Source organism: Anaerostipes butyraticus, assembly GCF_016586355.1.
Classification (GTDB): Bacteria; Bacillota; Clostridia; order Lachnospirales; family Lachnospiraceae; genus Anaerostipes; species Anaerostipes butyraticus.
This window is the reverse complement of sequence record NZ_BLYI01000006.1, coordinates 81,785-99,440: the sequence shown is the minus strand read 5'-3', so window position 1 is coordinate 99,440 and position 17,656 is coordinate 81,785. Positions and strand designations below refer to the sequence as shown.

Genomic DNA, 17,656 nt, shown 5'->3' with positions numbered 1-17,656 from the left:
CCCTCCGGGCCTGACTGTTTCCTGTATTTATTATTTTATTTTTTCTATGATAAGACTGCCCATTTCCCGGCATCCTACCTGTTTCATGCCTTCAGACATGATATCCACTGTGCGGTATCCATCTGCGAGAACATCTTTGACCGCTTTCTCGACTGCCGCTGCTTCCTCATCCAGATCAAAGGAATAGCGCAGCATCATGGCCGCAGATAAAATAGTCGCAATCGGGTTCGCAATGTCCTGTCCCGCAATATCCGGAGCGGAACCATGACTTGGCTCATATAATCCGAATTTTCCTTCTGCAAGACTTGCGGAAGACAGCATTCCAATGGATCCTGTAATCATACTTGCCTCATCTGAAAGAATATCCCCGAACATGTTCTCTGTGAGAATCACATCAAACTGTCCCGGATCATTGACAAGCTGCATTGCACAGTTATCTACCAGCATATGTTCATATGTGACATCTTCATAATCCTTTGCGACTTCTTCCACAACGCTTCTCCAGAGTCTGGAAGAATCCAGCACATTGGCCTTATCAACGCTGATCACATGTTTTTTGCGTTTTCTTGCAATATCAAATGCTTTTACTGCAATCCTTCGGATCTCTTCCTCACTGTATGTAAGGGTATCAGTTGCAACCCGGACTCCATCTACTTCTTCTGTGTGTCTTTCCCCAAAATAAAGACCGCCTGTCAGTTCTCTCATAATGACCATATCAAATCCGTCACCGATGATCTCATCTTTCAGAGGACATGCTTCTTTGAGCTCCTCATATAAATATGCCGGACGGATATTCGCAAACAGTCCAAGAGATTTGCGAAGAGTTAAAAGTCCTGCTTCCGGTCTTAACTGAGCCGGCAGCTGATACCAAGGTGAAGTGCTGGTGTCACCGCCGATCGATCCCATAAGCACCGCGTCGCTGTTTCTTGCGATCTCCAGCGCCTCGTCTGTCAAAGGTTTTCCATGGACATCAATCGATGCTCCTCCCATCAGAATCTGCTCGTAGGAAAAGGTATGTCCGTATTTTTCTCCGACAGCATCCAGAACCTTCATTGCTTCTTCCACAATCTCAGGTCCGATTCCATCTCCTTTAATGACTGCTAAATTACACTTCATATAGTCTATCTTCCTCCTTACAGTAACAGCAGCGCCGCAAATGCCGCAATGCAGCTTGCACAGGCAACTGTTACAATATTTTTCTCACAATAGGCAAAAATCATTGCCGTAACAAATCCAACCGCGGACGCTTTCATATCTCCTGTGGCATAGAAAACAGCCGGCATGATCATGGATGCCAGTACCGCATACGGCACATAAAACAGAAAAGAACGGAAAAACCGATTCTCAATCTTCTTCTGGATTGCCACCAGCGGGATCATTCGTATTAAATAAGTAGAAACCGCGGTCACCGCAATATAGATCAGCAGTTTTTCAACTCTCATGCGGATCCTCCTCTTCTACAGGAAATAAAACAGCTCCGATGACCGCCGCAATCAGGGTACAAATGATAATAACAAAACCACTGGATACAAAAGATAATGCATCCACAAAATGGAAAACCAGACTGACTGCCATAGAAATCAAAATAACCGCCACGATCCTCTTGTCGGTCTTGGCCGGCGGGATAATGATTCCAATCAGCATTCCATAAATTGCAATTCCCAGAGCACTTCTTAACACTCCAGGAAGAATCTCGCTGGCAGTTGCTCCAAGCAGCGTTCCCAATGTCCAGCTGATCCAAGGAATCGACATTAATGCGTAAAAATACTTTGGAGTAATCTCTCCCGGTCTTCCGCAGGATACCGCGAAAATCTCATCTGTCACCCCAAACGCCATCGTAAAACGATTCCAGAGTTTTGCTTTCTCCACCAGTTTCTGACCGATGGCAATCGACATGATGGAATACCTTAAATTAATAATAATCTGCGATAGAATCAATTCTACCACAGAACCTCCTGCCGTCATAGATATAATGGCCGCAAACTGTCCTGCCGAAGTCAGGCACGTTGCCGAAATCAATGTCACTGCCCACACCGGAATTCCCTTCGAGACTCCGGAAATACCAAATGCAAACGATACTGCCACATAGGCAAGACCGATTGGAATTCCATCAATCAATCCTTGTTTAAAATCATCATGCGCTTTCATTTTCTGCTCCTAGATTTTAAAATCATTCGAACTTTTTCTGCCAAAAATCGAACTTATATATTAGGATAGCACATTTACTCTAAGAATGGAAACAATTTTTCATGAAATTTCTGGTAAAATCATAATTTCGTAGAATTCATACAGAAAATATAATATAATGGGCTCTACAAAAAAACAGGGGAGGCTATTATGCTAAAAAAACAATTTATATGTCTGGCAGTGGCGTTGATCGTCCTTTTTGGCCTGACAGAACCGGCACAGACATCTGCTGCCGCAGGGAAATCTTTTAAAATCCAATACACTCACAACAAGAAACGTTATTCAAAAAAAGCCATAGCGGCACGTTATCAAAACAAGGTTATTAAAACAAATATGCCTGGCTTTATCGAGGGAAATACTGCCATGTATTCCGCTTACTGGATCTTCGGCCGGTGTTCCAGCCTTGGAACCAAATATACTTATTCCGGCAAAACAAAGAAAATTACATTAAAAAGGGGTTCTAATACGATCACAATGAAATTAAACAGCCGGTCCGCCGCCTTAAACGGGAAAAAATTCCAGCTTCCCGCGGCGCCCCGCAGCATACGCTATGTTTCAAAAAAGAAGAATTATATTATGATTCCAGGAGAGATCACTGCAAAAAAACTGGGACTTAATTACAGCTGGAACAATTCAAAACTTTCCGGCATGATTTCTCTCAAAAAAACTTCTTCTGCCGGCAGACCATCTTCTTCTGCTTCTTCCAGCGTAATGGGATCCGGCGCTAAAATTACTGCATCATCCGGCAATTATTCTGTCAGAATCAGGCGGCCGTCCGGCCTGAGCCTGTCATCGGTTTCAGCAGAGGACGATTATCATAACACCCGGCTTCGGCTGATCATAAAAGGAAATCACAAAAATCATTTTGCTTCGGCTTCGAACCGTACTATTAAAGACACGATTGCCTATAGTGTCTCTTACAGCGGCGGAAAAACTTATATCGATCTGAAAACATCATCCATCAAAGGATTCAGCGTGACGCAGACTTCTTCCTATATATATGTAAAATATGCAGCACCAAAGGACATGTTCCGCAGGGTGGTGGTCGTAGACGCAGGCCACGGCGGTCATGACCCCGGCGCTGTTGGCAGCGGATACGCCGAAAAAAATATGACTTTGAAAATTGTCCATGAAATCAAAAAACAGTTTGACCGGAATCCCGATTACAAAGTATATTATACGCGGCTGAGCGACTGGTATCCGAGTCTCTCTTACCGTTACCGGATGGCCAATGACACAAAAGCAGATCGATTTCTAAGCGTTCATATTAATTCCGCCTCCTCATCTGTCCGTGGGACTGAAACTTTGTATAAAACATACAAAACCTATGCTCAAACGGTTCAGGATCATGCATTAAGAGGAATGGGATATGCCAAAAATGGAGGTTATGACCGGAAACTAAAATACCGAACTGATCTTGCCGTATTAAACGGTCCTAAGATGACCACCGCTCTTGTAGAAATAGGATTTATCTCCAATCAGACTGAAGCGCAGAGAATCCATTCCCGCACTGCCGAGATTGGAAAATATCTTTATCAGGCTCTTTGTCAGTCCTTCTGAAAATCCTTTTTTCTGCATGAAACCTGAAACGAAAAAGAACTGCCGATGAAATTCTTCCTGCCGTCACACGGCTTTCCGGAGTCTTCATCCCGCAGTTCTTTTTTTCTTCTTTTCATTCACTTCACATCTGTATAATAAGGAATTACCAGATACATATCTGCCGTGATCTTCTGATCATAGATATGGTTGGTATCACAAACCTCCTGAATATAGTCATCAATTGATGGATATTCTTTGCTCATATGCTCTTTGGCAATGGACCAGAGAGAATCCCCCTCCTGTACCTGAATGCTTGTAAAGCGCTTCTCTCTGCCGTCTTTGGCGTCTACTACAGAACGGCTGCCTGTAATCAGTACAACAGAAACCAGCAATAAGACAATAGCAAAAACAGCGCATCCGATAATTCCTTTCTTTCTCATAAGTATCCCTCCATCAAATTCGAACATTTGTTTATGTTCTTATTATAACTATCGAACATTCGTTTGTCAATGTGTTTTCGAAACTTTGTTCGAAAACACTTGTTCGCTGTTCTTGACACAAGAGTCCAAAAAAAGACGGTTTCAAACGAATCATCCCGTCTAAAACCGTCTTTCAATTATCTTTTATTGTCGAATCATATTTATTTCATGGAGCGGTATAAACCAATGACTTTGCCGATAACAGAAACTTCCGGTACAATGATCGGATCCATCGCGTCATTTTCCGGCTGAAGACGATAATGACCGTCTTCTTTATAAAATCGTTTGACTGTTGCCGAATCATCGATCATGGCAACAACAATGTCTCCGTTATCCGCAGTCGGCTGCTGCTGGACAATGACCAGATCCCCATCCATAATCCCTGCGTTGATCATGCTCTCTCCCCGCACATGAAGCATGAAAGTATCACGGCTGCTGATAAAATCAGGCTGCATCGGAAAATAGTCTTCTATATTCTCCACAGCAAGAATCGGTTCCCCGGCTGTAATTGTGCCAACGATCGGAATATGAACGATCTCCCGTCTTGCCAGATTAAAATCATCATCAATAATCTCAATGGCTCTTGGCTTCGTCGGATCTCTTCGGATATAGCCTTTACGCTCCAGCGTCTCTAAATGAGAATGAACGGAAGAAGTGGAGCGGAGATGAACAGCCTGGCAGATCTCTCGGACAGCCGGCGGATATCCCTTTTCCAATATGCGGTGTTTGATAAATTCAAGAATTTGCTGCTGTTTATCAGTTAACTGTTCTCTTGGCATAATATATCCTCCATTTTATCTTATTGTTTTCATAATACCATAAAAAGTAAATCAAAACAAGTGTTCTCGAACGAATTTTCGACCCAGATTCTATGTCGATTCCAAAAACAAAAGACCCGCACATTGTCCGCTTTTAAACGATGTGCAGGTCCTTTTTCTTCTTTTCAAAAACCTGATCAATCCTGTACTTCGATTCCCAGGTCCTGCGCTTTTACCTCTCTTCCGTCTTTCCAGATCCTTTCAAGATCATAGAACAGACGATTTTCTCTGTCAAAAACATGGATAATGATATCATTAAAGTCCAGAAGGACCCAGTTTCCTGCACGATATCCTTCCATTGCCTTCATTTCATATCCTGCTTTTTCCAGTTCTTCCTGGACATTGTCCACCAAAGCCTGAACCTGATTTTTATTTGTTCCATCGGCGATAATAAAATAATCTGCAATCGTGGAGATCTCCCTGATATCAACAATCCTGATATCCTCCGCCAGCTTATCATCCAGTGCCTGATAAGCAATCTTCACCATTTCTAATGCTTGTTCCATACTCTTCTCCTTATGCCTGATAAAATTCATAAGTTTCTATGGTCTTATGACCAATTTTTTGTCCCTGACTCTTTAGGTAATCTATTGTATTCTTTAAAATTGTTCTGGTGCACAGATCCAGGTCCTGAAATGCCAGCCGGCGCACCTCCGGAAGCCCCGGTATCATCTTCCGGTTGGGCTCCATGTAGTCTGCAATGAAAATAATCTGTTCCAGAGGTGTCATTCCTGGTTTTCCTGTTGTGTGACACTCAATTGCCGCCAGTATTTCCGGATCTTCTTCCTGGTAACAGTCTCTGGCAATAAAAGGAGCCAGAGCCGAATGCATCAGCTGCGGACTGTCCGGAAGCATTTCATCCAGACAGATTCCATATTTTCTGCAGAAATCTTCCTGTTCCTTCAGGGAATATCCTTTTGCGCAGTCATGAAGCATTCCTGCCCGGAAAGCCTTTTCTATGTCCTGATCAAATACCATGGCCATATTCGCCGCTGTATAGGCAACTCCCTGGCTGTGGCGGTACCTTCCCGGTTTTAATACCTGTGACAATTTCTCTTCTATTTCATTTATGCTCATACAAACCATTTCTTTCTATATAATCTATGACGGGTTCCGGCAGGAAAAAATGAATGCTCTGACCGGAAACGTTTCTCTTTCTGATTTCATTGGATGATATTTCAATGCTGGGACTATTCAGATGATAAATCTTTCCATGGTACTTGTCTTCCAGATAATCAATCTGGGCATCCAGAGCGCTTCTGGAATCATTTCTCGTTGCCACAAGAACATTGACCATCGACAGAATCTTATCTGGGTCTTTCCATGTCTCAATCTGATACAAAGAATCCGCTCCCATGATAAAATAAAATTTATCTTCCGAATTTTCAACTTTTAGTTCCTTTAATGTATCTACCGTATATGTTGCCCCGTCTCTTCGAAGCTCCACATCGCTAAACTCAAAATATGGAAAATCCTGAATCGCCAGCTGTATCATATCGATCCGGTTTTGCTCCGTAACTCCGCCGGATATGGTTTTATACGCCGGATTTTTCGTTGGCATGACCAGAACCTTGTCCAGCCCGAATTCCTCTTTGGCAGACTGTCCCAAAATCAGATGTCCAAAATGAATCGGATTAAAGGTTCCGCCAAGAATTCCTATTTTTTTCATCTCATGCCTCCGTGTGCTTATTTTTTCCCAGTCTTAGGAAGTTCGATCCTCTTATTCTTCTTGGATTCTTTATATAATACGATCTTCTTTCCAATCACCTGCACAACCTGAGAGCGTGTACGCTCTGCCAGAACTTCCGCCAGTTCCTTTGGATCATCCATGCAGTTCTGCAGCACTCCGACTTTTACCAGCTCTCTTGCTTCCAGAGCGTTTCTTACCCCTTCTACAAGTTCCGGAGAAAGACTCCCTTTCCCGATGTTGAAAATCGGATCGATCTTCATTGCAAGGCTTTTTAAATATGCCCTCTGCTTACTTGTCATTTTTCCCTCCATTTTATTTCCTATCTATAATAATCAAATTCCAGATCATACAGACGAACGGTATCTCCTTCCTGGATTCCCATTTCTGTCAGCTGATCAATGACTCCATTTTCCTTCATAAAACGCTGGAAGAAACTGAATCCTTTTTCAGATTCAAGATTCGTATATCCAAGCATCCTTTCGACTTTCGGTCCTTCTACAGTAAAGACGCCTTCCTCCGGATGTCCTACAATGATGCCGCCTTCTTCTTCATCAAAATTCAATTCATATTCCTGTTCAAATTCTGTAGCTCCTTCCGGAAGATCAGCAAGGAGTTCCTGTACATGCCACAGCAGTTCCTGGATTCCTTCCCCGCTGACTGCTGAAATAGGGAATACTTTGATTCCTTTTGGCTCGAACTCTTCTTTCAGCAGCCCGATGACTGTCTCTTTGTCCTGCTCAGTCATGGCATCCATCTTGTTTGCTGCAATAACCTGTGGTTTGTCCAGAATTTCTTTATTGTACTTCTCCAGCTCATCCGTAATGGCATAAATATCTGCAATCGGATCTCTTCCTTCTACAGATGCACCGTCAACCATATGGATCATTACCTTGGTGCGCTCGATATGACGAAGGAATTCAAATCCAAGTCCGATTCCTTCCGATGCTCCTTCAATGATTCCCGGAATATCTGCAATGACAAACCCTCTGCCGCCGTCCATATCCACAACTCCCAGATTAGGGTTCAGTGTGGTGAAATGGTAGTTGGCAATTTTCGGTCTTGCATTGGTAACTCTGGATAAAAATGTGGATTTTCCCACATTCGGAAATCCTACCAGACCTACATCGGCAATTACCTTAAGTTCCAGCATAACTTCAATTTCCTGAGCCTTTCCTCCCGGCTGGGCATATTTCGGCGCCTGCATGGTCGGTGTGGCATAATGCTGGTTTCCTTTTCCGCCTCTTCCCCCTTTTAAGAGAACAACCGGCTCTTTTTTATTTGACATGTCAAGAATTACTTTTCCTGACTCCTTTTCCTTAACAACGGTTCCTGGAGGCACTTTTAAAATGATGTCTGCTCCGTCTGCTCCATGGCATCTGCGTCTTCCGCCTTCCTGTCCGTCTCCAGCCTTAAACTTTCTTCTGTGACGATAATCAGAAAGAGTATTCATTCCTTCATCCACAACAAAGATTACATCTCCGCCTCTTCCGCCGTCTCCGCCGTCCGGACCGCCGTTTGGCACATACAGTTCCCGGCGGAAACTCACATGTCCGTCTCCGCCTTTTCCGGACCTGATTATGATATTGGCTCTATCTGCAAACATGGCTTGTTCCTTTCCCTAATTTGAAAAAAACGGCCTCAAATATCAATTTGAAGCCGTAATTGCTGTTGCTTATGTCTTCTGTATGGCATCCGCAGCTTTCTATTATGCAACTGGATGTACAGAACACTGTTTCTTATCTCTACCTTTTCTTTCGAAACGTACGATACCGTCTACTAACGCATATAATGTATCGTCACCACCGCGTCCTACATTAACGCCTGGATGGATCTTAGTTCCTCTCTGTCTGTAAAGAATATTTCCAGCTTTTACAAACTGTCCGTCAGCTCTTTTCGCACCTAATCTCTTGGATTCTGAATCTCTTCCGTTCTTTGTAGAACCCATTCCCTTTTTATGAGCGAAAAATTGAAGGTTCATTTTCATCATTTCGTTACACCTCCTTAAATATCACATCTAAGTACTGATCCTGTTCTTCCTCAATTGAAGTCAGCCCAAGGATCAATGATTTCAATAATAAATTTCCTTCTTTCGAAAGTTTTCCCGTAAATTCTACGTTAATCTCCGCATTCTCCTGGTCAGTATCTACCCGGTAATCGTCATCGGTAAATTCCTCCAGAGAATTTACGAAATTTATTATCAATGCCGATACGGCAGAACAGACGATATCTTCCCCTGCCTGCGCATATCCCGCATGACCGCATGAATCAAATCCTCTCCAGGATCCATCTTCATGCTGATAGAATGTTATCTTTGTCATCACTCTATCCTCAAAAAATATTATCCAACGATGTTATCGATCTTTACCTGTGTAAATAACTGTCTGTGACCGTTCTTTTTATGGTATCCGGTTTTTCTCTTATACTTGTACACGATGACTTTCTTTCCTTTGCCTTCGCTTACAACGGAAGCTTCAACCTTCGCTCCATCAACGGTAGGTGTTCCAACTTTAACAGTATCTCCGCCAACTAAAAGCACATCATCAAAAGTTACTTTAGCGCCAACTTCAGCGTCAAGTTTTTCTACTTTGATCACATCGCCTTCGCTTACTTTATACTGTTTTCCACCTGTTGCGATAATTGCGTACATCACGGCACCTCCTATCATCAATCTCGCCAGCTCCGGTGATTCCGCCTCTGCGGTCATACTTATACCTCGCTGTGCGGCATACCATGTAATAATACCAACTCTAATCGAGAATGTCAATATCTATTTGACGAAATAATGGATTTCTTTCTTTTTTTCTTGTAATTTCCATTAATCCAAGCTTCGTCAGATCTACTGCCACTGCTTTTTTTGAATCTTCATTCAGATACTGCTGCATTACTCTTAAAAGTGTATCTTTGTCATATTCTGAATCCATATCGATAAAATCAATCACAATGATCCCCGACAGGTTCCTGAGACGGATCTGTCTTGCTGCTTCTTTGGCAGCTTCCAGATTTGTCATACGGATATGTTCAGCTTTTCTTCCATGGCCAATGGACTTTCCTGTGTTTACATCGATGACCGCCATGGCTTCTGTCTGCTCAATATATAAAAATCCTCCGGATTTCATCCATATTTTTTTGCTGAGAGCCTCTTTCAGAAAATGCCGGATTCTGTACCTTCGTTCGATGCTGTTTTCTTCATCATCCCGTAAGACACAGTATCCCTGGTCTGATAAGGATTCTGCAAACGCTTCCTGGTCCGTCACCACCTGATCTACCTGGTCCGGAAGTTTTCCGAACGTCAGCACAGACTCTGTATCCTGATTAACTTCCAGAAGCTGAAACGGCATCCGGTATTTTCCTTTCTGCATTATCTGTTCATACCGTTTAGAAAGCTCCTGGGCTTCTTTTAAAACCGACTCTTTCTGCGCACTGGCAGCGCTGGTGCGCAAAATGAATCCATAAGACTCTGTCACCATCGGCTCTGCCATTTTTCTAAGCTCCTGTCTCTGCTCACGGCTTTTTATCTTATTGGAAATACCGACTGCTGTTTTGTCTGAAGTTAAAACCAGATACCTCCCGGTCAGTTCAATCTGCTGAGAAAGAAGCGGTTTCTTTTCTCTGCTTCCTTCTTTTTTAATCTGAACGATAATTTCTTCTTCCGCTTTCAGACTCCGGTCCCGCATCGGGAGAAATCCAAGTTCTCCTTTTTCAAATTCCACAAACGCCCCATTGATATTTTTTACGACATTTTTCACCTTGCCGACATAAATATTCCCTACAATCTGTTTCTGCTTTGTATTCAGGCATTGAAACTCCACGATCTTATGATCGTGGAGCCATGCACTGACCAGATGGTCCTTTATCTTTGTGATGACAATTTCAGCGGACATCTTATGCTTCCAGACTTGGGATCGCAACTGCAGGATCTACATCTGCGTCATAATCCACACCTTCCTCACGGAATCCGAACATATGATAAAAGTCATCCCAGTACCCATCGATATCCCCGTATTCTGTGATATTATCTGTATCAACAATCTCCCAGAGACGTTTTACTTCTTCCTGTACTTCATCCTTCATCTCCCAGTCATCCATACGGATCCAGCCATTCTCATCTGTTATGGCATCCGCCAGAAGTTTTTTGTCCTTAAACAAACGTTCCATCTGCTCGATGCATCCTTCATGAAGACCTTTCTCTTTCATGACTTTATACAGAAGCGCCATATATAATGGTACGATTGGAATTGCCGCGCTCGCCTGGGTTACCAGTCCTTTGTTGACAGAAATATATGCCCTGACTCCCTGGTCTTTGAGTTCTTCTGTAATCTGGGCAGCTGCTTTGTGGAGATCTTTCTTCGCCGCACCGATGGTTCCTTCAAAATAGATCGGATATGTGATCTCCGGTCCGATATAAGAGTAAGCAACCGTTACAGCATTCTCACTGAGCACTCCGGCTTCATTTAATGCTTCCATCCAGAGTTTCCAGTCCTCTCCTCCCATGACCTTTACTGTAGCTTCGATCTCTTCCTCCGTTGCAGCCGGGATACTCTTCATCTCAATGGTATTATTCTTCAGATTCAGATTCTTATTTGTAAATTCTTCCCCTGTTGTTTTCAGAACAGAATTATATGTAACGCCATCTGGTGCCTTTCTTCTTGGGGCTGCCAGACTGTATACGACAGCGTCTACCTTTCCAAAATCCTGACGAATCATTTCAATGGTCTGATCCTTCACTTCCTGTGAAAAAGCATCTCCATTGATTGTTTTTGCATATTTTCCTTCCTTGGCCGCAAATTCTTCAAAAGCTGCGGTGTTATACCATCCTGGTGTCGCTGTCCTTTTGCCTTTTGCCGGTTTTTCAAACATGATTCCAAGCGTATCTGCACCGCCTCCAAAAGCCGCAACGATTCTGGATGCCAGGCCGTATCCTGTAGAACAGCCAATCACCAGTACCTTCTTTGCGTTCCCTTCGATTTCTCCCTGAGAACGTACATATTCAATCTGTTTTTCAACATTTTTTCTGCATCCTTCCGGATGAGCTGTCAGACATAAAAAATCTCTTACTTTTGGCGCTATAATCATAATCTTCTTCCTTTCGTCTTGCCTGATCCAGGCTGTTTTTTTACTTTATAAAATTATAATATGTTCTTCTCTTTACTGTCAAGGTTTGCGGCCGCGAACCCTCTTCATCCTGTGCGAAAACCTTTTCTGTCATCCTTTCCATGCAAGAAAGGATCCTGCTTTGCAGGATTCTCCGCCTGCGGCGGAGCACATGAGCGGTATCTTTTGTTCCGCCGCAGTGTGATTCTCGCGAAGCGTTTTTATTTCATAGGAACGAAGTTTCCTCTGAAATAAAAAAGAGACATTCCTGCAAATGAATGTCTCTGTATCTTCTCTCTTAAACCAATCTGCGGATTGCAAGAATCTTCTTATAACCTGCGTTATTGGAAACCTTGATGCCGCCTTTTGGATATTTAGCAGAATTGCTCGCATGAACAATCTTATTATTTCCCATATAAATCGCTACATGTCCACTGTAGCAGATGATATCTCCGGCTTTCGCTTTCTTAATGCCTCCGGATACCTTCTTTCCAACTTTTCTCTGACCGCTGGAAGAATGTGGAAGCTTCTTTCCAAATTTCTTATAAACTGACATTGTAAAACCGGAACAGTCAGCTCCCTTTGTCAGGCTGGTTCCACCATACTTGTATTTGTTGCCGACAAATTTTTTCGCATAGTTGACTACCTGCTGTCCTTTACTCGTTGCTGCCTGTGTATCTGTCTCAATTCCACTTGTTGTCATCGTCACAGATGCTGCCGCCATCAAAATCAAAACAAACAGTTTCACAATAATATGTCTCATAAAAACTCCTAACTTGCTTACAAAATTGTTTCCTTATTGTTGCACTGGTTACGATTCTACATAAATAATATAACTTTGTCAAGAATTTTTTTAATTTTCTTCATAATTTCGTAATATTTGTTTGTTTTTTCACTGGAAATCCGAAAGAAAAAAGACGAATCCTTTTTGGGCCCTCTGTCCTTCAAAGAATTCGTCTTTCTTTTTATTAACTTCTGTAATAATTAACCTCTGTAATAATTGATCAGGCATCCTTTCAGGATAATTTCTCTTTCATCATCTGTCAATTCACCCAGTTTCAGCTGGATCTCTTTTAATTCAGTACCGCAGACTACATATGCCGGAATCTCTGTCAGCTTATCTTCAATTGCTTTTTTGATCTCCGGAATGAAAATGTAGTCATGATTCTTAAACGGAAGTTCTCCTTCATCAATAATAAACGGAACCATACCCCAGTTGATCAGATTGGAGCGATATCTCTTCGTTGCGTATTCGTTGGCAATATTCGCCCAGCCGCCAAGAACTTTCTGACAGGAAGCGGCCTGTTCACGCGCAGAACCATCACCAGGTTTTACAGCAAAGATCGTGCTTCCGATTCCAAGATTACTGTTGTTTACCTGCGGATATGCGACAGTCACTGCCTCCAGGATATCCTTTACTTCCGGATATGCTTCTGCCGGATCTTTTCCTTCTTCCAGCGCTTTTTCTGCCTTCTGGATTTCTTTTGCAAGTCCTACATAAGCCGGATCTTTTCTTGAGAGAGCGAACTCTGCCAAACCAAGCGGATTGGAACGGTAAGAAGATGTCTCTCCGGAAGGAATCAGCTCATCTGTCGTCGTTACCGGGTCATGGATTTCAGAAACAACCTTTAACAGCATATGTTCTGGGAACGCCGGCATCTCCGGCCAGTCTTTGATATTTGGTCCAAACTGGATTTCAACGGACGGATCTGCCACACCTTTGCTGTCAAAGACACGGTTTTCATAGATTGTCTTATCAAAATGATATTTCGGAATAAAATCATCCGCATCTACATCTGTTGCCGCGGTCAGGTATCCTTTGTTCGCCGCAGTCGCAGCAATGGATCTTGCATCCATCAAAGCTACAGAAGCAATCTGGCCGCTCTGAAGCTTGGATCCTTCACGGTTCGGGAAGTTTCTTGTGGAATGACGGATACTGAACGCATTGTTTGCAGGTGTGTCACCTGCTCCAAAACATGGTCCGCAGAAGGCAGTCTTGACAATCGCACCTGTCTCCATCAGATCAGCGACAGCGCCGTTCTTCACTAATTCCATATAGATCGGCGTACTTGCAGGGTAAACACTTAATGTAAACTCGTCTGCTCCGATGCTGGTTCCCTTCAGGATATTGGCTGCCGCACAGATATTTTCATATCCGCCTCCGGCGCATCCGGCAATGATTCCCTGATCTACATATAATCTTCCATCGCGTATCTTATCCCGCAGAGAATAATCCACTGCGCCATCCAGGCTGACCAGAGCACGTTTTTCCACGTCTGCCAGAATATCTTCCAGATTTTCATTGACTTCCTGGATTGTATAAGTATTGCTTGGATGGAACGGCATTGCGATCATTGGCTGAATCTGATCCAGATCCACTTCCACGATTCCATCGTAATAAGCAACAGCTCCAGGATTCAATTCTTTATATTCTTCTTCTCTTCCATGGATTTCATAAAATTCTTTGATGGTATCATCTGTTTTCCATATGGAAGAAAGACAGGTTGTCTCAGTCGTCATAACGTCGATTCCGATCCTGAAATCAGCACTTAAGTTTGCGATTCCAGGTCCTACGAATTCCATAACCTTGTTATTTACATATCCTTTGTCAAAAACCGCTCCGATGATCGCAAGAGCTACATCCTGCGGTCCCACACCTTTGGCTGGTTTTCCTTTCAGATAAATACCGATCACATCCGGCATATTAATATCATATGTTCTGTTTAAAAGCTGTTTTACCAGCTCAGGGCCGCCTTCTCCCATAGCCATTGTTCCAAGAGCTCCGTAACGGGTATGGCTGTCAGATCCAAGGATCATTTTCCCTCCGCCCGCCAGCATTTCTCTTGCAAACTGATGGATGACTGCCTGATGAGGCGGAACATACATGCCGCCGTAACGTTTTGCGGCAGTCAGTCCAAACATATGGTCATCTTCATTGATCGTTCCTCCGACTGCGCAAAGACTGTTATGACAGTTCGTCAGTACATACGGCACAGGAAATTTTTCAATTCCTGACGCACGGGCAGTCTGGATGATTCCTACAAATGTAATGTCATGAGAAGTCAGTTTGTCAAATTTGATCTGAAGCTTCTCCATATTTCCTGATGTATTATGTTCTTTTAAGATTCCATAGGCAATCGTTTGTTTCGCTGCTTCTTCTTTGTCCGGCACATTTCCTGTCATCTGATTTAATTTTTCTTTTTCAGACTCTTTTACAAGGGTTGTTCCATTCACAAGGTATGCGCCTTCTGAAAACAAATTAATCATGTCTTATCCTCCTGGGGTTTATTTTTGCCAATAATTATACCACATCACAGCGCATTAGAAAAGCAAAAAAGAATCTGGCTCTATAAAATTTATGATAACTGGCATTTTTATTGGTACCAGCTTTGTATTAGGATACAGGGCACAGGAGGGAGGAACAACAAATGAACCAAATGAAGAAACTCGTGTATACTGCATTATTTACAGCACTCTGCTGCATAGCGACTATGCTGATTCAGATTCCGCTGGCAGCCACCAACGGATATATCCATCTGGGAGACGCCTTTGTTATCTTGAGCGGCATCATTCTTGGAAAGAAATATGGAGGATTTGCCGCAGGCATCGGATCTGCCTTTGCGGATTTGTTTACAGGATATGTTTATTTTGCTCCGGTTACTTTCATTATCAAATTTCTGACAGCCTTCTGCGCCGCTGTTATTTATAAAAAAGTGACCGGCCTGCATGTAAACAAGATGCTTGCCGTTATTTTATGCGGAATTGCCGCTATCATCATCGTAACCGGCGGATATTTCATTTACAGCTACATTACCATCGGACCGGCAGCGCTCTTAAGCGTTCCGGGAAATATTGTGCAGGGACTGTCCGGACTGGTAATATCATTCCTGCTGTTTCCTGTGCTGGATGCAGTCCCTGATATCCGGGGCATGAGAGCGCAGCTGAATTCCAATATCACTGCATAGTTTTCTAAGTAAAACAAAATGTGAAATCCTTAAAATGGGGGCGCTGTTTTTCAGCCCCTGATCCTTAAGAAAAGAGCCGGCACAGTGAAGATTCAGAATTTTGGAAAAATCTTGATCTTACTGTGCCGGCTCTTTACTCTGATGCACCATCGCATATTTCATCTGAATTAATATTAACTATAAGCTTCTTTATACTTACTCTGCAGTTCCTTTACACGCTGCATGGCTTCTAATTCGCTTTTACAAATCAAACGCATCAGCAGTGAGACATCTTTCTTATGTTCATATACTTTAAAACAACAACGATATTTTGAAATTTTATCTAAGGCAATCGGCAATAATCCTATATTTATCAATTGTCTATTTAAAATCATTCGTCCGGTTCTTCCGTTTCCGTCTTCAAATGGATGGATTCGTTCAAATCGAAAATGCAATTCTGTAATCTTTTCCAATACTTCTTTTAATGTCCCCTCCAGATCATTCCATTCCGATGATATTTCTTCCATTAATTCAGGAACCTTTTTATAATCCGGCATTACGCTGTCAAATAGCATTTGTGCTGTATCCAGTGAGTTCATAATATCCCGGCTATCATTATTCTCATTGCGTCATACTCCTCTCTTTATTGTTGCAACTTTCAACGCCAGTCCTTACAAGAAATTTTTGATTCTTCCAACTTAAATCCCAAGAAACTGAATCTGATCATACATGAACTCTCTTCATTAAGCGAGGAACAATTAGCTGTACCTCTTTTTGTCATCAAAGATTTCAAGAACGGCTTAAATTCATTTTTACTTTTTGATTGATATTACATCCAAACTCTTTGAGAAACTTTTCTCTTTTATTCTCAGTAAACACCTGACATCCTGTTTCTTCTATCGGCCAATTTTCTGTCAATTATGCCAAGTACTCCGGATATCATCAGACTGACAAATACCGCCCCTGATACAACCGGTCTGACACTCTCTGTCAGATTTCCAAAAATCAGCATTGCCATAAACTCTGCTCCGCCTAAAAGTATAGAAATTTAAATCATCCTGATAACATATTTCATCTCTATCATCTCCTCTTAAATACCAGCATACAAAAATAGTATCCAGCGTAAAACAATGAACGGTTCTTTGACCGGTGTCTTTCTCCACAACTTCCAGATTACTGCTTTTCTTAATCTGACGATAAATTAGGATTTGTAATTATCTTTTTGCCGTTCCCCAATCAGCTGCCATAGATAAGCCGATTCCCATACCTATACAAAACAGCAATATTCCTATCATCTTTTTCTGAATTATTTGGATCAGCCCCATTATAACGAGTACTAAAGCAAGTATCAAAGATACCCAAAAACAGATTTTCGCCCATTTTCCTTTTTTATGACTAAAATACTCTCTTCTTTTTTCACTCAATTTATTTTCTGCCAGAATCTCAACGATACCTCCAGAAAAAGCTTTTATAATATCTATAATAACTTCCATGACATTCCTCCTACAATCCCCTGAATTTCTATTTTTTATTTGACAACTACTGTTCTATTTCTTCAAATTTTCTATAAACCCAGAGACAGCAGATATAAGCCAGCCCAAACCAATCATAATCAACGCAATTTTCCACCCAATACCATTATCAAAAACAAACATAAATGTATATAGAGCGAATAAACTGACAGGAATAGCAATTCCATATAATGCTAGATGAAACTTCCTCTTTTTTTCTTTATCCATTTATTCTCACCTCATTCACTTCCGATTCGACAACTTAGGATTTATCAAATACAACTTAGCTTTGCATATTTTACATATTTTTGAAGCTGGTGTCTCGTCATCTTCTGGTATCTCATAAATGGTCTTGTCAATCTCTACTTTAGTCAAGTCAGCTCCTAAAGACCTGAAA

Annotated in this window: 23 protein-coding genes; 2 read left to right on the top strand and 21 right to left on the bottom strand. The window is 42.2% G+C overall.

All coding sequences use genetic code 11. The annotated features are described in order from the left end of the window. Nucleotides 1-30: 30 nt before the first annotated feature. The 3 genes from leuB to JMF81_RS01430 are packed head-to-tail and all read right to left on the bottom strand — an operon-like array spanning nt 31 to nt 2,148. Nucleotides 31-1,116 (bottom strand): 3-isopropylmalate dehydrogenase, encoded by a 1,086-nt coding sequence (leuB, locus tag JMF81_RS01440; protein WP_201309688.1) that lies wholly within the window; start codon nt 1,114-1,116, stop codon nt 31-33. A 17-nt stretch (nt 1,117-1,133) separates the two neighbouring features. Then, entirely contained in the window at nt 1,134-1,442 is a 309-nt protein-coding gene (locus JMF81_RS01435) for an AzlD domain-containing protein (protein WP_201309687.1), read from the bottom strand. Beyond that, nucleotides 1,432-2,148, bottom strand: coding sequence for an AzlC family ABC transporter permease (locus JMF81_RS01430; protein ID WP_201309686.1), 717 nt, complete (start codon nt 2,146-2,148; stop codon nt 1,432-1,434). Before JMF81_RS01430 ends, JMF81_RS01435 begins: the two co-directional genes overlap by 11 nt. A gap of 189 nt (nt 2,149-2,337) precedes the next feature. Here JMF81_RS01430 and JMF81_RS01425 point away from each other — a divergent pair, with 189 nt between their 5' ends. Next, the gene (locus tag JMF81_RS01425; protein WP_201309685.1) at nt 2,338-3,747 is read left to right on the top strand and encodes an N-acetylmuramoyl-L-alanine amidase; all 1,410 of its coding nucleotides are present in this window, start codon (nt 2,338-2,340) and stop codon (nt 3,745-3,747) included. Between the two features lie 116 nt (nt 3,748-3,863). Here JMF81_RS01425 and JMF81_RS01420 read toward each other — a convergent pair whose 3' ends face one another. The 14 genes from JMF81_RS01420 to JMF81_RS01355 form a co-directional block, all read right to left on the bottom strand. Continuing rightward, a complete protein-coding gene (locus tag JMF81_RS01420) occupies nt 3,864-4,166 on the bottom strand; it encodes a LysM peptidoglycan-binding domain-containing protein (RefSeq protein ID WP_243282504.1) in 303 nt (100 codons plus the stop codon). Between the two features lie 200 nt (nt 4,167-4,366). Further along, nucleotides 4,367-4,984: a transcriptional repressor LexA gene (lexA, locus tag JMF81_RS01415; protein WP_201309683.1), complete on the bottom strand. Its 618-nt coding sequence runs from the start codon at nt 4,982-4,984 to the stop codon at nt 4,367-4,369. 176 nt (nt 4,985-5,160) lie between these two features. After that, on the bottom strand, nt 5,161-5,529 hold the full coding sequence (gene rsfS, locus JMF81_RS01410; protein WP_201309682.1) for a ribosome silencing factor: 369 nt from the start codon (nt 5,527-5,529) through the stop codon (nt 5,161-5,163). A 10-nt stretch (nt 5,530-5,539) separates the two neighbouring features. Next, nucleotides 5,540-6,100 (bottom strand): bis(5'-nucleosyl)-tetraphosphatase (symmetrical) YqeK, encoded by a 561-nt coding sequence (gene yqeK, locus JMF81_RS01405; RefSeq protein ID WP_243282503.1) that lies wholly within the window; start codon nt 6,098-6,100, stop codon nt 5,540-5,542. Then, nucleotides 6,087-6,692: a nicotinate-nucleotide adenylyltransferase gene (gene nadD, locus JMF81_RS01400; protein WP_201309680.1), complete on the bottom strand. Its 606-nt coding sequence runs from the start codon at nt 6,690-6,692 to the stop codon at nt 6,087-6,089. The genes yqeK and nadD overlap by 14 nt, the downstream gene beginning before the upstream one ends. A gap of 17 nt (nt 6,693-6,709) precedes the next feature. Then, nucleotides 6,710-7,012, bottom strand: coding sequence for a ribosome assembly RNA-binding protein YhbY (yhbY, locus tag JMF81_RS01395; protein WP_201309679.1), 303 nt, complete (start codon nt 7,010-7,012; stop codon nt 6,710-6,712). Nucleotides 7,013-7,032: 20 nt separating this feature from the next. Continuing rightward, a complete protein-coding gene (obgE, locus tag JMF81_RS01390; RefSeq protein ID WP_201309678.1) occupies nt 7,033-8,316 on the bottom strand; it encodes a GTPase ObgE in 1,284 nt (427 codons plus the stop codon). 102 nt (nt 8,317-8,418) lie between these two features. After that, complete coding sequence (gene rpmA / locus JMF81_RS01385) at nt 8,419-8,700, bottom strand: 50S ribosomal protein L27 (RefSeq protein WP_201309677.1); 282 nt, start codon at nt 8,698-8,700, stop codon at nt 8,419-8,421. 4 nt (nt 8,701-8,704) lie between these two features. Continuing rightward, on the bottom strand, nt 8,705-9,031 hold the full coding sequence (locus tag JMF81_RS01380; RefSeq protein ID WP_201309676.1) for a ribosomal-processing cysteine protease Prp: 327 nt from the start codon (nt 9,029-9,031) through the stop codon (nt 8,705-8,707). Nucleotides 9,032-9,051: 20 nt separating this feature from the next. Then, nucleotides 9,052-9,360 carry a 50S ribosomal protein L21 gene (gene rplU, locus JMF81_RS01375; protein ID WP_201309675.1) on the bottom strand — a complete coding sequence of 103 codons (309 nt, stop codon included), beginning with the start codon at nt 9,358-9,360 and terminating at the stop codon, nt 9,052-9,054. A 100-nt stretch (nt 9,361-9,460) separates the two neighbouring features. Next, nucleotides 9,461-10,594, bottom strand: a complete 1,134-nt coding sequence (locus tag JMF81_RS01370; protein ID WP_201309674.1) for a ribonuclease E/G — start codon at nt 10,592-10,594, stop codon at nt 9,461-9,463. 1 nt (nt 10,595) lies between these two features. Further along, entirely contained in the window at nt 10,596-11,786 is a 1,191-nt protein-coding gene (gene fabV / locus JMF81_RS01365; protein ID WP_201309673.1) for an enoyl-ACP reductase FabV, read from the bottom strand. Between the two features lie 316 nt (nt 11,787-12,102). Beyond that, nucleotides 12,103-12,567: a C40 family peptidase gene (locus tag JMF81_RS01360; RefSeq protein WP_201309672.1), complete on the bottom strand. Its 465-nt coding sequence runs from the start codon at nt 12,565-12,567 to the stop codon at nt 12,103-12,105. Nucleotides 12,568-12,788: 221 nt separating this feature from the next. Continuing rightward, entirely contained in the window at nt 12,789-15,071 is a 2,283-nt protein-coding gene (locus JMF81_RS01355; RefSeq protein WP_201309671.1) for a hydratase, read from the bottom strand. Between the two features lie 161 nt (nt 15,072-15,232). Here JMF81_RS01355 and JMF81_RS01350 point away from each other — a divergent pair, with 161 nt between their 5' ends. After that, a complete protein-coding gene (locus JMF81_RS01350) occupies nt 15,233-15,769 on the top strand; it encodes an ECF transporter S component (protein WP_201309670.1) in 537 nt (178 codons plus the stop codon). Between the two features lie 173 nt (nt 15,770-15,942). On the opposite strand, the gene JMF81_RS01345 is transcribed toward JMF81_RS01350, so the two are convergent. The 4 genes from JMF81_RS01345 to JMF81_RS01330 form a co-directional block, all read right to left on the bottom strand. Further along, entirely contained in the window at nt 15,943-16,347 is a 405-nt protein-coding gene (locus JMF81_RS01345) for a Fic family protein (protein WP_201309669.1), read from the bottom strand. A gap of 269 nt (nt 16,348-16,616) precedes the next feature. After that, a complete protein-coding gene (locus JMF81_RS01340; protein WP_201309668.1) occupies nt 16,617-16,766 on the bottom strand; it encodes a hypothetical protein in 150 nt (49 codons plus the stop codon). Nucleotides 16,767-16,962: 196 nt separating this feature from the next. Beyond that, nucleotides 16,963-17,241, bottom strand: coding sequence for a hypothetical protein (locus JMF81_RS01335; RefSeq protein WP_201309667.1), 279 nt, complete (start codon nt 17,239-17,241; stop codon nt 16,963-16,965). A 54-nt stretch (nt 17,242-17,295) separates the two neighbouring features. Continuing rightward, nucleotides 17,296-17,487 (bottom strand): hypothetical protein, encoded by a 192-nt coding sequence (locus JMF81_RS01330; RefSeq protein ID WP_201309666.1) that lies wholly within the window; start codon nt 17,485-17,487, stop codon nt 17,296-17,298. Nucleotides 17,488-17,656: the final 169 nt, after the last annotated feature.